Raw genomic sequence first — 12568 nt, 5'->3', positions numbered from 1 at the left:
CACTTGAGCAGCAGCACGACGACACCGACCACCGGTCAGAGCGGCTTCTGGTCGGTGGAGGAGCACCTGGACGACATTCTCGCGACCGTCCGCCCGCTCGAACCCATCGAGCTCCAACTCCTCGACGCCCAGGGCTGCGTCCTCGTCGAGGACGTGACGGTGCCCGTCTCGCTGCCGCCCTTCGACAACAGCTCCATGGACGGGTACGCGGTACGGGTCGCCGATGTCGAGGGCGCCAGCGAGGAGTTCCCCGCCGTCCTGCGCGTCATCGGGGACGTCGCCGCGGGCGCGGGCGAGCAGCCCACCGTCGGCGCGGGCCAGGCCGCCCGCATCATGACCGGCGCCCCGCTGCCGCCAGGCGCCGAGGCCGTCGTGCCCGTCGAGTGGACCGACGGCGGCCTCGGCGGGGGCCCCGTCACCGGCATGCGCGCCCACAGCGCCGCCCCCGAGGGCGCCTCCGGCGAGGTCCAGGTGCACCGCCCGGCCGCGGCACGCGCGCACGTACGGGCGCGTGGCAGCGACGTCCGCGCGGGCGACCGCGCCCTCAGCGCGGGGATGGTCCTCGGCCCGCCGCAGATCGCCCTGCTCGCCGCCATCGGACGCGGCACGGTCAAGGTGCGGCCCCGCCCGCGCGTGGTCGTCATGTCCACCGGCAGCGAGCTGATCCAGCCCGGCGAGGCGCTCGCCGAGGGCGAGATCTACGACTCCAACAGCTTCGCCCTCACCGCGGCCGCCCGCGACGCCGGAGCCATCGCCTACCGCGTGGGCGCCGTCGCCGACGACGCCGAGACGCTGCGCTCCACCATCGAGGACCAGCTCATCCGCGCCGACCTCGTCGTCACCACCGGCGGCGTGAGCGTGGGCGCGTACGACGTCGTCAAGGAGGCCCTGACCTCCGTGGGCGACCCGGACGACGAGAACGGCATCGGTGCGGGCGGCGGCGTGGAGTTCCGCAAGCTCGCCATGCAGCCGGGCAAGCCGCAGGGCTTCGGCACCATCGGCCCCGACCACACCCCGCTCCTCGCGCTGCCGGGCAACCCCGTCTCCTCGTACGTCTCCTTCGAGCTGTTCGTGCGCCCCGCGATCCGCACGCTCATGGGGCTGCCCGAGGTCAACCGGGTCTCCGCGCGCGCGGAGCTGGTCTGCGACAAGGCGCTCGGCTCGCCCGCGGGCCGCCGGCAGTTCCTCCGGGGGCGGTACGACGCCGAGGCGGGCCGTGTGGAGCCCGTCGGCGGCTCCGGATCGCATCTGATCGCCGCGCTCGCCCAGGCCAACGCGCTGATCGTCCTCCCCGAGGACACCACTTCGGTGGAGCCGGGAGCGGACGTCGAGGTGGTCCTGCTCGGCTGAGAGGGCCGTCAGCGGGGTACCGTGTCGCGCACAACAGGCCCGCGCGCGCCGCACCGCGCGGGGCCCGGACCGGGAGCGCCACAGCACATGACCGCGATTTCCCGGGGGGACACCCCCGGACCCCCTGAGCAGCAGCGACTGACGCACATCGACGAGGCGGGCGCGGCCCGCATGGTCGACGTGTCGGCCAAGGACGTGACCGCGCGCACGGCCCGTGCCAGCGGGCGCGTCCTGGTGTCGCCGCAGGTGATCGAGTTGCTGCGTGGTGAGGGCGTCCCCAAGGGCGACGCCCTGGCGACCGCGCGGATCGCCGGGATCATGGGTGCCAAGCGCACGCCGGACCTGATCCCGCTCTGCCATCCGCTGGCCGTCTCCGGGGTCAAGCTCGACCTCTCCGTGGCCGACGACGCCGTCGAGATCCTCGCCACGGTGAAGACGACGGACCGTACCGGCGTCGAGATGGAGGCCCTCACCGCGGTGAGCGTCGCCGCCCTCACGGTGGTCGACATGGTGAAGGCCGTCGACAAGGGCGCCGTCATCACGGACGTACGCGTCGAGGAGAAGACCGGCGGCAAGTCGGGGACGTGGAACCGCGAAGGAGCCGGGGCGTGAACGCCGAAGACGGCCACGCACGCGTGGACCACGATGCGCCTCCGGCACCCCGGGCGAACCAGAACCCCCCGCCGACCCCTCAGCCGCGGGCGGGCCAGGACCCGCAGGCCGGCCAAAGCCCAGCGGTGAGCCGGGAGCCGCGGGCGGGCCAAGGCCCAGCGGTGAGCCGGGAGCCGCAGGCCGGCCAGGAGCCGCAGGCCGGTCAAGGCCCGGCGGTGGGCCGGGAGCCGCAGGTCAGTCGGCCTCAGGAGGTGCGCCGGGAGCCGCAGGCCGGTTCGCCGCCGGGGGAGGTCGGGGGCTATCGTGCGCTCGTCGTCACCGCTTCCAATCGCGCCGCCGCCGGGGTCTACGCCGACCGCGGTGGTCCGATCCTCGCCGAGGGGCTCACCGCGCTCGGCTTCGTCGTGGACGGCCCCCAGGTCGTTCCCGACGGCGACCCCGTCGAGCAGGCCCTGCGCGCGGGCGCCGCTGCGGGCTACGACGTCATCCTCACCACCGGCGGCACCGGCATCTCGCCCACCGACCGCACCCCCGAGGCCACCCGCCGCGTCATCGACCACGAGGTGCCGGGCATCGCGGAGGCGATCCGCGCGTACGGGAGGGACAAGGTCCCCACGGCCGTGCTCTCCCGGGGCCTCGCGGGGGTCGCCGGAGGGACGCTCATCGTGAACCTGCCGGGATCGACCGGCGGCGTACGCGACGGGCTCGCCGTCCTGGAGCCACTGCTGAAGCACGCCGCGGACCAACTGCGCGGCGGCGACCACCCAGGCCCGGCAGCCGACGCCGGCGGTCACCCCGGCCCCGCAGGGGGTGCGCGCTGAACGGCTCTTCCTGGCCCGTCGATCTGACGGACGGCGACGTCACGCTGCGACCGATAAAGATGCGGGACCAGCGCGTCTGGCGTGACGTCAACCGGCGCAACCGTGACTGGCTGCGCCCCTGGGAGGCCACGATCCCGCCGCCCACGCCCAGCGGCCCGATCGTGCACCGTCCCACGTACCGGCAGATGGTCCGCCATCTGCGGGCCGAGGCCGGCGCGGGCCGGATGCTGCCCTTCGTCATCGAGTACCAGGGCCGCCTCGTCGGCCAGCTCACGGTCGCCGGGATCACCTGGGGCTCCATGTGCTCGGGCCACATCGGCTACTGGGTGGACGAGTCCGTCGCGGGGCGCGGCGTCATGCCGACCGCCGTCGCGCTCGCCGTCGACCACTGCTTCCGCTCGGTCGGGCTGCACCGTATCGAGGTCTGTATTCGCCCCGAGAACACGCCGAGCCGGCGGGTCGTGGAGAAACTCGGATTCCGTGAAGAGGGCATGCGCCCGCGCTATCTCCACATCGACGGGGCCTGGCGCGATCATCTCGTCTTCGCGCTCACCGTCGAAGAGGTGCCGGAAGGGCTGCTGCGCCGCTGGCACCGCGCGCGACCTCGGAACACCGCCTGACCCGCCGCCCGGCCAAAGGCCGATCCAACGCCGGCCTCACCAAATGAAATAAACGTTCGAAACGTGAGCGGTCTGTATGCGGCCCGTATGGATCGTGTCCGGACATTAATTCACCTTCTCTCAGTGATCTGTTGATCACATCAGTCACAAAAAAGTTCGGGTTATCTGCCGGATCGTGCGACACACCGACTCAATTGGCGGATGGCCCCAGCGAAACCCCTCTACCGTGTGAGCGTGAGCAGCAGCGGCCTCATCTACGCAGTCATCGTCGGGGCCTGGGCCGCCTACTTGGTGCCGATGTGGCTCCGTAGGCAGGACGAGCTGAACGAAGCCCGTCCGACGGAACGCTTCAGCACCGCCATCCGGCTGCTTTCCGGACGGGCGGGGATGGAGCGCCGATACGCCAAGGACCTGCAAGCCCGCTCGCCCGAAGAAGGGGAGAGCCGTGGCGAACCGGACGTGATCACCGGCTCGGTGGACGTCCGGTCCTTCGCCGCGCCCCCGAAGGCGGAGCCCGACAAGGAGCACCGAACGGAGCACCGGACGGAGCACCGAACGGAGCAGCGGACGGAGTCGCCCGCGGAGCGGCCCGAAGCCTCCGCGGCACGGGTCGACACCGCCCCGCCCCGCGCCGAGGTCCCCCAGGCACGCTCCGAGGCCCCCGCCTCGCGGCAGGAACGCCCCGAACCGGAACGTGAGCGCACCCGCCGCCCCAAGGCATCGCCCGCGCGCCGTGCCGGTTCGGCCGAGGCCGCCGCGCGCGCCCGGCGCTCCAAGGTGCTCGCCCGGCGCCGGCGCACGACGGTGCTGCTCTTCCTCGCCTTCACGGCCGGCGCGATCGTCGCGGCCGTCGGCGGCCTGGCCTTCCTGTGGGCGCCCGCCGCGCCCGCCCTGCTCCTGAGCGGCTACATCGTCTACCTGCGCGGCCAGGAGCGGAAGCGCTTCACCTACGTCATGGACCGCCGCCGCGCCGAGGACGCGGCGCAGCGGCTGCGGGAGCGGCAGCCGTACCGCGGGCCGGTGGGCGCCGGGCACGACACCGTCGAGGAGCAGGAGGGCGCGGGGCCAGGGACCGAGACCGGCCTGTCCGCCCTCGCCGCCGACCGCCGCGCCCTCGTCGAGCAGACCGACCACGCGGAGTGGGTCGACCAGCAGCGCGAGCGGCAGCGCGGCCCCGGCCGCGGCGAGAGCTGGGACCCGGTCCCGGTGCCGCTGCCGACGTACGTCACCGCGCCGGTCGCCCCGCGTGCCACCGGCAGCGTCGACCTGGGCGCGCCCGACGCCTGGAGCTCGGCGCGGTCGGGTCCGGCCGAGCGTGCCGCCGAGGAGCCGGACCGGCGGGCCGCCGACGCCGGGGACATCGACGGCGCCGAGGGTTCCGACGCCACCGGCGGGCGCAGCGACAAGCGCCGGGCCGCGTCCGCGCGGCGGGCCCGCGAGCGTGGCCGCACGCCGCTCTTCGACCAGTACGAGGACGGGGACAGGCCCCGCGCCGCCAACGAGTGAGACACGGTGAGGTCCCGGCCCCCCGGCTGACCAGCCAGGAGCGGATTTTTGAACACTCCGTTCGGGGTGCTAGAGTTTCACTCGTTGCAAGGGCCTGTGGCGCAGTCTGGTAGCGCACCTCGTTCGCATCGAGGGGGTCTGGGGTTCAAATCCCCACAGGTCCACTGCACATGAGATCCCGTCCGGTTCACTGAACCGGACGGGATCTTTGCGTTGCCCTCCTGCCCTGCCCGCCGGGTGGCGGTGTCCCGCCGACTGCGGGAGCGGGCCCCGTTACAGCTGCTTCGCGTAGCAGAGGCTCAGGTCGTCGAAGCGGTAGTGGCCGAACTTGGCCGGAGCCATGGTGTAGCCGGTGGAGGCGTAGAGGGATATCGCCTCCGGCTGCTTCGTGCCCGTCTCCAGGACCATGCGGGTGCGGCCCGCGGCCCTCGCGTCCTGCTCCAGGACGGCCAGGATGCGGCGCGCGAGGCCGAGGCCGCGGGCCTCCGGGGTGACGTACATGCGCTTCAGCTCCGCGTCGCCGTCCGCGTACCCCTCGCCGTCGGCGTCCATCGAGCGCCAGCCGCCGGTCGCCAGCGGGGTGCCGTTCTCGTCGTACGCGATGACGTACAGGCCCCGGGGCGGCTCGAACATGGACGGGTCGAGGAACGTGACGTCGCCCTCGTCTCCGTAGCGCTCCGCATATTCGAGCTGGACGCGGTCGTTGAGCGCGACGGCGTCGGGGTGCGCGAAGGTGACCGTGCGCAGGTGGACGGCGGGTGCGGTGGGCGCGACGGGGGCTGCCGGGGCTTCGGCGTCTTGGATACTCATGCGTCTAATCGTACTTCTATGCGACGGTAAGGGAAGTCAGTAATCCAGTGTGCAGGTAACGCTCCCGTGGGCGCGTCGGCGCGTGAACGCCGTATGGGAGCCTTTCCTCTGGCCCGAGGACGGAGAGGCCAAAGGAAAGTAGGGCGAGTGTTGTGCTGACAGTGACCTCTGTGAACGTGAACGGTCTGCGGGCCGCGGCCAAGAAAGGCTTCGTCGAGTGGCTCGCCGAGACCTCCGCGGACGTGCTGTGCCTGCAAGAGGTGCGCGCCGAGCCGCACCAGCTCCCGGACGGCGTCCGTGAGCCCGAGGGGTGGCACGTCGTGCACGCGCCCGCCGCGGCGAAGGGGCGGGCCGGGGTCTCCCTCTACACGCGCCGCGAGCCGGACCGGGTGCGGGTCGGCTTCGGCTCGGCGGAGTTCGACGGCGGCGGGCGGTACGTGGAGGCGGACCTGCCGGGCGTCACCGTCGCCAGCCTGTACCTGCCCTCCGGCGAGGTCGGCACCGAGCGGCAGGACGAGAAGGTGCGGTTCATGGGGGAGTTCCTCCCGTACCTGAAGGAGCTCAAGGCGCGGGCCGCCGCGGAGGGGCGTCACGTCGTCGTCTGCGGCGACTGGAACATCGCCCACCAGGAGGCCGACCTCAAGAACTGGAAGGGCAACCGGAAGAGCTCCGGCTTCCTGCCCGAGGAGCGCGCCTGGCTGAGCCAGGTCTTCGAGGAGTACGCCGACGTGGTGCGCGAGCAGCACCCCGGCGTGGAGGGCCCCTACTCCTGGTGGTCCTACCGCGGGCGCGCCTTCGACAATGACTCGGGGTGGCGGATCGACTATCACGTCGCCACGGAGGGCCTCGCCGGGCGTGCGGTCAAGGCGTACGTGGAGCGGGCCGCGACGCACGGCGAGCGGTGGAGCGACCATGCGCCCGTGACGGTGGTCTACGACCTGTAGCGGGCCCCCGCGCGCGCGGCGCCCGTGGCGGAAGCGGCGCGCGGTCATAAAGTCAGTTCGGCAGAGGGCTGTCCCGGGCCCCTGGGGCATGGCAGATTGCGGTCGCGTCATGCCCAACTGCCGAGGTGTCGGGGGGACTTCATGTCCGTCGTGTCGTCGAAGGTCGCTGAGAGCGGAGCCCGGCCGTCCAGGCGTGCCCTGCTGCTGGGAGCCGCGGGCGCCGGAGCCGTGGCCGCGCTGCCGGGCGCGAACGCGTACGGCGTCGGCGGGAGACCCGGCGGTACGCCGCCCGTGCTCCTCACCGAGCAGGCGACCAGGCGGCTCCTCGTCCTGGACTCCCGGCGGCGCGTCTGGGACCCGGCCGCCGATCCCTCCGTCGTGCGGTGGCAGTTCTCGCCGCTCGGGGACCCGCGTTACCAGGACCTCGCGCCGGACGTGAGCTGGATCTATCCGTGCGAGTCGAAGGTGCGGGTGCACCGGCGGCGTACGTACGTCCTGACGACGGCGTCGTTCGGCTTCGTGGCCGTCGTCGCACACCCCTCCGGCGAGCGGTACTGGGCCACGGCGATCGGACCCGGCGACGACCTGTTCAATCCGCACAGCGCCGAGATCCTGCCCGACGGCAACGTCGCCGTCGCGTGCAGCACGGGCGCGATCGTCCGGCTCTACGCCGCTTCGCAGGGCCCGCGGGCCACGCGGTACGCCGAGGCCGGACTCAAGGGCGCGCACGGGCTGCACTGGGACGGCGCCCGGCGCGTGCTGTGGGCGCTCGGCGACGACGAGCTGGTGACGTACGAGGTGGGCGGGACGGCCGCGCGGCCCGCGCTGAAGCGGACCTCGGCGATCGGGCTGCCGGTGGGGACGCCGGGAAAGACGCCCGGCGGACACGACCTCTTCCCCGTGGCGCGGCGGCCCGGCCGGCTCTGGGTGACGACGAACGCGGCGGTGTTCCAGTACGACAAGGCCCGTCGCGTCTTCGTACAGGACTTCGCGGGCGCCGAGCTGATCTCCCGTAAGTCGGTGAAGTGCGTGGGCGACGATCCGCGCACCGGGCAGGTCGTGACCGCGGTGCCCGAGAAGGGGCTCGGCGAGACCTGGTGGACGACCACGGTGAGCGTCCACCGGCCCGAGAGCAGCCACAAGCTCGTCGACGGCGGCATCTACAAGGCGCGTTGGTGGCTGCCCCGCTGAAGCGCCGGGGGGGGCTTGACTCTCCGAGGGAGGCTAGGGCTGCTGGAGACGGCGGTCCAGCGCCATCGACAGTTCCGCCTCCACCACGCTCTTGGCCAGCGGGCGGAGCTGTTCGATGTCCACCTCCGCGGTGGCGGGCACGTGGGCGCGCATGACGGTGATGAACAGTTCGGCGAGCGCGTCGGCGTGTTCGCGGACGCGCTCGCCCGCCTCCAGGACCGCGGCCAGCGGCACGCCCTTGCGCACCAGGGTGGAGGAGGCGTCGAGGAGGCGGCGGCTGATGTGGACCAGCTCGTCGCCGTCGGTGCCGAGGTAGCCGAGGTCGAGGGCGGCGACGAGGTTCTCCGGGGTCACCTCGCCCGCGAAGTGGTCGGCGAGTTCCTCGGGCGTGAGGCGGACCGGCTGCTCCTCGGTGGGGCGGCCGAGGCCGAGGAGTTCGCCGACGTCACGGCCCTTGTCGAAGGCGTCGGAGAGTTCGGCGATGCCGTTGAGGGTGTGGCCGCGCTCCAGGAGGGCGGCGATGGTGCGGAGCCTGGCCAGGTGGTGCTCGTCGTACCAGGCGATGCGGCCCTCGCGGCGGGGTGGCGGGATCAGGCCGCGCTCGCGGTAGAAGCGGACGGTGCGCACGGTGATGCCGGCCGCCTTGGCCAGTTCCGCCATGCGGTACTCGCGTGCGTCCCCTGATCCGCTCTCTTGTTCGTCTGCCACGAGGGAAGCCTATGGCGTACCGCTGGTAACTTTCCCGGACCGACCCCTACCCATGAGTACGCCGGTGTTCTACTCTCCCAATTGCGCCAGTGGTTACTGGCAGAGTCAGGTACTTCGGGAGGCGGCGGCATGGCCGAGCACGAGCGTGCCCCTGAGCAGGGGCGCGAGTACGAGCACGTACGGGTGGCGGTGATCGGGTCCGGCTTCGGCGGGCTCGGAGCGGCCGTGCGGCTGCGGCGCGAGGGCATCACCGACTTCGTCGTCCTGGAGCGGGCCGGTGCGGTGGGCGGCACCTGGCGGGACAACAGCTACCCCGGCTGCGCCTGCGACGTGCCCTCGCACCTCTACTCCTTCTCCTTCGCGCCCAACCCCGACTGGCCGCGCACCTTCTCCGGCCAGGAGCGCATCCAGGAGTACCTGGAGGGCGTCGCCGACACCTTCCGGCTGCGCTCCCACATCCGCCTCGACACCGAGGTGAAGCAGATGCGCTGGGACGCCGCGAAGCTGCGCTGGAAGATCGAGACCAGCAACGGAACCCTGACCGCCGACGTCGTCGTCTCGGCCACCGGGCCGCTCTCCGACCCCAAGACCCCCGACATCCCCGGCCTCGACACCTTCCCCGGCAAGGTCTTCCACTCCGCCCGCTGGGACCACGACTACGACCTGACCGGCAAGCGCGTGGCGATGATCGGCACCGGCGCCTCCGCCATCCAGATCGTGCCCGCCATCCAGCAGCGGGTCGGCAGGCTGACCCTCTTCCAGCGCACACCCCCGTGGGTGATGCCGCGCGCGGACCGCGCCATCACCGGGGCCGAGCGCTGGCTGCACCGGCAGCTCCCGTTCACCACCCAGGCGCGGCGCGGCATCCTGTGGGGCATCAGGGAGTTGCAGGTCCAGGCGTTCACCAAGCGGCCCAACGAGCTGGGCATGGTCGAGCAGCTCGCCAAGCGGAACATGTACCGGGCGGTCAAGGACCCGGCGCTGCGGCGGAAGCTGACCCCCACGTACCGCATCGGCTGCAAGCGCATCCTGCTGTCGAACACCTACTACCCGGCGCTCGCGCGGCCCAACGTCGACGTCGTGGCCAGCGGCCTCGCCGAGGTGCGCGGGAACACCCTGGTCGGCGCCGACGGCACGGAGACCGAGGCCGACGCGATCATCTTCGGCACCGGTTTCCACGTGACGGACATGCCGATCGCCGACCGGGTCGTGGGCGACGAGGGGCTCACGCTCATGGAGAGCTGGAAGGACGGCATGAACGCGCTGCGCGGCGCGACGGCCGCCGGCTTCCCCAACTGGATGACGATCATCGGCCCGAACACCGGGCTCGGCAACTCCTCCATGATCCTGATGATCGAGTCCCAGCTCAACTACATGGCGGACTACCTGCGGCAGCTCGACGTGCTCGGCGGAAAGGCGGCACTCGCCGCCAGGCCCGGGGCCGTGCGCGCCTGGAACGACCGCGTGCAGGAGCGGATGAAGCGCACGGTGTGGAACACCGGCGGCTGCAACAGCTGGTACCTCGACGAGAACGGCGTCAACACGACCGTGTGGCCCGGCACGACCACCGAGTTCAGGGCGGCGACGCGGCGCGTGGACCTCTCCGAGTACGAGGTGCTGCGCCCGGCGAGGCCGCTGGAGGCAGTGGCCGACGTGCCCCGTGACGCGCGGGTGGAGGCCCAGGCGTGAGCCGGCTGACCCGTGACGTGAGCGGGCCGCACGCCCCGCACGCCGCGCACGCGCCGCACGCCGCCGGGCGCGAGGTGACCGCCGTCTCCGCCGACGGGGCCCGCGTCCACGTCGAGGTGTCGGGGGCGGAGGGCGCGCCCGCCGTGGTGCTCGCGCACGGCTGGACCTGCTCGACGCTGTTCTGGGACGCGCAGATACGTGACCTCGCCGCCGACCACCGGGTCATCGTCTACGACCAGCGCGGGCACGGGCGCAGCGCGGCACCCCTGGACCGCGACGGGTACAGCACGCGGGCGCTCGCCGACGACCTCGAAGCGGTCCTCGCGGCGACGCTCGCGCCGGGCGAGAAGGCAGTGCTCGTCGGGCACTCCATGGGGGCCATGACGATCATGGCCGCGGGGGACCGACCGAAGTTCCGTGAGCACACGGCGGCCGTTCTGCTGTGCAGCACCGGCAGTTCGGGGCTGGTCGCCGAGTCGCGGGTGGTGCCGCTGCGGGCCGGGTGGCTGCGGACCCGCGTCACGCGCTCCGTGCTCGGCTCACGGGCGCCGCTCGGTCCCGTCACGCCGCTCGCCAAGCGGATCCTGCGGTACGGCACGATGGGCCCCGGCTCGGCGCCGGACAAGGTCGAGGCGTGCGCGCGGATCGTGCACGCCTGCCCGCGGGCCGTACGGCACGGCTGGTCCCACGTGCTCGCCACCCTGCAACTCGACGTGGAGGTCGGCGCGTTGCGGGTGCCCACCGCGGTGGTCGCGGGGCTCGCCGACCGGCTCACGCCCGTCGTACACGCACGGCGGATCGCGGAGGCGCTGCCGGAGTGCGTCGGCCTCACGGAACTCGCCGGGGTCGGACACATGACGCCCGTGGAGGCGCCCGAGGTGATCAACGGACGGATCAGAGAACTCGTCGGAACGTACGTACAGGTGAAGTCCGCACAGGTGAAGTCCGTACAGGTGGAGTCCGTACAGATGAAGGAGGGCGCATGAGCAGGGTCAGCCTTGAGGGGCAGGTCGCGGTCGTCACCGGGGCGGCGCGCGGCGTCGGGGAGCTGCTCGCGCGCAAGCTGTCGGCGCGCGGCGCCAAGGTCGCGCTCGTCGGCCTGGAGCCGGACGAGCTGAAGCAGGTGTCGGATCGGCTGCACACCGAGTCCGGCCACTGGCACGCGGACGTCACCGACCACGCGGCGATGGCGCGGGTCGCGCAGGAGGTCAAGGAGCGCTTCGGCAAGGTCGACATCGTCGTCGCCAACGCGGGCGTCGCCAGCGGCGGCCCCTTCGTCGACTCCGACCCGGACGCCTGGCGGCGGGTCATCGAGGTCAACCTCATCGGCAGCGCGGTGACCGGGCGTGCCTTTCTGCCCGTCCTGATGCAGAGCCGCGGCTATCTGCTCCAGATCGCCTCGCTCGCCGCGATCACCCCGGCGCCGATGATGACGGCGTACTGCGCGTCGAAGTCGGGCGTCGAGGCGTACGCGCACGCGCTGCGGGCCGAGGTGGGTTACAAGGGCGTCAAGGTCGGCGTCGGCTATCTCTCCTGGACCGACACGGACATGGTGCGGGGCGCGGACCAGGACGACGTGATGCGGGAGCTGCGGCAGCGGCTGCCGTGGCCGGCCAATCAGACGTATCCGCTCGGCCCCGCGGTCGACCGCATCGTGGCCGGCATCGAGCGGCGCTCCAGCCATGTGTACGCGCAGTGGTGGCTGCGGGGCATGCAGGGTGTCCGCGGCTATCTGCCCTCGATCATCGGCTCGGTGGGCCAACGCGAGATGCGGCGCTTCGAGCCACGGCTCAAGGGCGTCTCGACGGGCCTGGTCGGAGCGGGCGGCTCCGCGGACGAGGCGGCCCGCGCGACACGGTGACCGCCGCCTCGCGCACGGGTCGCGCGTTGCGCACGACCCGCCCCTGAACAGAGCCTCCTGAACAGAGCCCCTGAACGGAGCCCCTGAACAGAGCGGAAGGCCCCCGGCGTCCCGGGGGCCTTCTGTGCACGAGCTGGGGCGACGTGTCAGATCTCGTCGAGGTCCCGGCCGAGGCGGTCCTGGCGGTTCTGGGCCGCGTCGCGGGCCTGCGAGGCGCGGTCGCGCGCCTGGTCCTGGGCCTGCGAGGCGCGGTCACTCGCCTCGTCACGGGTCCGCGAGGTGCGCTCGCGCCGGTCGTCCTTGGCGCCCGCGGAGCCCTTGGCCCGGTTGGCCCGGTCGGCGAGGTCCTGCGCCTTGTCCTGGAACTGGTCCTTGATGCCCATGCGTTGTTCACTCCCGATGTCAGTGAGGGGATGGGGCCTCGGTGAGGCCTCGACCAGATTTACACGGGCGGAC

General features: G+C 72.6%; 13 protein-coding genes and 1 tRNA gene. 11 read left to right on the top strand and 3 right to left on the bottom strand.

From position 1 onward, the window contains the following. Nucleotides 1-3 precede the first annotated feature (3 nt). The 6 genes from glp to ACZ6JY_RS13570 all read left to right on the top strand — a co-directional run bounded on the left by glp (nt 4) and on the right by ACZ6JY_RS13570 (nt 5073). Nucleotides 4-1350 carry a molybdotransferase-like divisome protein Glp gene (gene glp, locus ACZ6JY_RS13595; protein ID WP_469195485.1) on the top strand — a complete coding sequence of 449 codons (1347 nt, stop codon included), beginning with the start codon at nt 4-6 and terminating at the stop codon, nt 1348-1350. 87 nt (nt 1351-1437) lie between these two features. Continuing rightward, complete coding sequence (moaC, locus tag ACZ6JY_RS13590) at nt 1438-1962, top strand: cyclic pyranopterin monophosphate synthase MoaC (protein ID WP_469195483.1); 525 nt, start codon at nt 1438-1440, stop codon at nt 1960-1962. A 251-nt stretch (nt 1963-2213) separates the two neighbouring features. Continuing rightward, nucleotides 2214-2783, top strand: coding sequence for a MogA/MoaB family molybdenum cofactor biosynthesis protein (locus tag ACZ6JY_RS13585; protein WP_469196132.1), 570 nt, complete (start codon nt 2214-2216; stop codon nt 2781-2783). Between the two features lie 59 nt (nt 2784-2842). Next, nucleotides 2843-3403 (top strand): GNAT family N-acetyltransferase, encoded by a 561-nt coding sequence (locus ACZ6JY_RS13580; protein ID WP_469195481.1) that lies wholly within the window; start codon nt 2843-2845, stop codon nt 3401-3403. 234 nt (nt 3404-3637) lie between these two features. Beyond that, on the top strand, nt 3638-4909 hold the full coding sequence (sepX, locus tag ACZ6JY_RS13575; RefSeq protein ID WP_469195479.1) for a divisome protein SepX/GlpR: 1272 nt from the start codon (nt 3638-3640) through the stop codon (nt 4907-4909). A gap of 90 nt (nt 4910-4999) precedes the next feature. Beyond that, nucleotides 5000-5073: transfer RNA gene (locus ACZ6JY_RS13570), tRNA-Ala, on the top strand. A 109-nt stretch (nt 5074-5182) separates the two neighbouring features. Here ACZ6JY_RS13570 and ACZ6JY_RS13565 read toward each other — a convergent pair. Beyond that, complete coding sequence (locus ACZ6JY_RS13565) at nt 5183-5719, bottom strand: GNAT family N-acetyltransferase (protein WP_469195477.1); 537 nt, start codon at nt 5717-5719, stop codon at nt 5183-5185. A 161-nt stretch (nt 5720-5880) separates the two neighbouring features. On the opposite strand from ACZ6JY_RS13565, the gene ACZ6JY_RS13560 reads away from it, so the two are divergent. Both ACZ6JY_RS13560 and ACZ6JY_RS13555 read left to right on the top strand, forming a co-directional pair. Continuing rightward, nucleotides 5881-6663, top strand: coding sequence for an exodeoxyribonuclease III (locus ACZ6JY_RS13560; protein ID WP_469195475.1), 783 nt, complete (start codon nt 5881-5883; stop codon nt 6661-6663). A 141-nt stretch (nt 6664-6804) separates the two neighbouring features. Beyond that, on the top strand, nt 6805-7854 hold the full coding sequence (locus ACZ6JY_RS13555) for a DUF6528 family protein (RefSeq protein ID WP_469195473.1): 1050 nt from the start codon (nt 6805-6807) through the stop codon (nt 7852-7854). A 33-nt stretch (nt 7855-7887) separates the two neighbouring features. Here ACZ6JY_RS13555 and ACZ6JY_RS13550 read toward each other — a convergent pair whose 3' ends face one another. Then, nucleotides 7888-8514 carry a MerR family transcriptional regulator gene (locus ACZ6JY_RS13550; protein WP_469196130.1) on the bottom strand — a complete coding sequence of 209 codons (627 nt, stop codon included), beginning with the start codon at nt 8512-8514 and terminating at the stop codon, nt 7888-7890. A gap of 177 nt (nt 8515-8691) precedes the next feature. Between ACZ6JY_RS13550 and ACZ6JY_RS13545 the strand changes: the two genes are divergently transcribed. From ACZ6JY_RS13545 to ACZ6JY_RS13535, 3 genes are read left to right on the top strand one after another with little or no spacing between them, the layout of a single operon-like run. Then, complete coding sequence (locus ACZ6JY_RS13545; RefSeq protein ID WP_469195471.1) at nt 8692-10251, top strand: flavin-containing monooxygenase; 1560 nt, start codon at nt 8692-8694, stop codon at nt 10249-10251. Further along, complete coding sequence (locus ACZ6JY_RS13540; protein ID WP_469195469.1) at nt 10248-11237, top strand: alpha/beta fold hydrolase; 990 nt, start codon at nt 10248-10250, stop codon at nt 11235-11237. The genes ACZ6JY_RS13545 and ACZ6JY_RS13540 overlap by 4 nt, the downstream gene beginning before the upstream one ends. Continuing rightward, a complete protein-coding gene (locus ACZ6JY_RS13535) occupies nt 11234-12112 on the top strand; it encodes an SDR family oxidoreductase (protein ID WP_469195467.1) in 879 nt (292 codons plus the stop codon). The genes ACZ6JY_RS13540 and ACZ6JY_RS13535 overlap by 4 nt, the downstream gene beginning before the upstream one ends. Nucleotides 12113-12258: 146 nt before the next feature. On the opposite strand, the gene ACZ6JY_RS13530 is transcribed toward ACZ6JY_RS13535, so the two are convergent. Next, complete coding sequence (locus ACZ6JY_RS13530) at nt 12259-12495, bottom strand: hypothetical protein (protein WP_469195466.1); 237 nt, start codon at nt 12493-12495, stop codon at nt 12259-12261. Nucleotides 12496-12568: the final 73 nt, after the last annotated feature.

Source organism: Streptomyces sp. NPDC046335 (assembly GCF_055587985.1).
The sequence above is the reverse complement of the archived record's forward strand: the minus strand, read 5'-3'. Positions and strand labels throughout refer to the sequence as shown.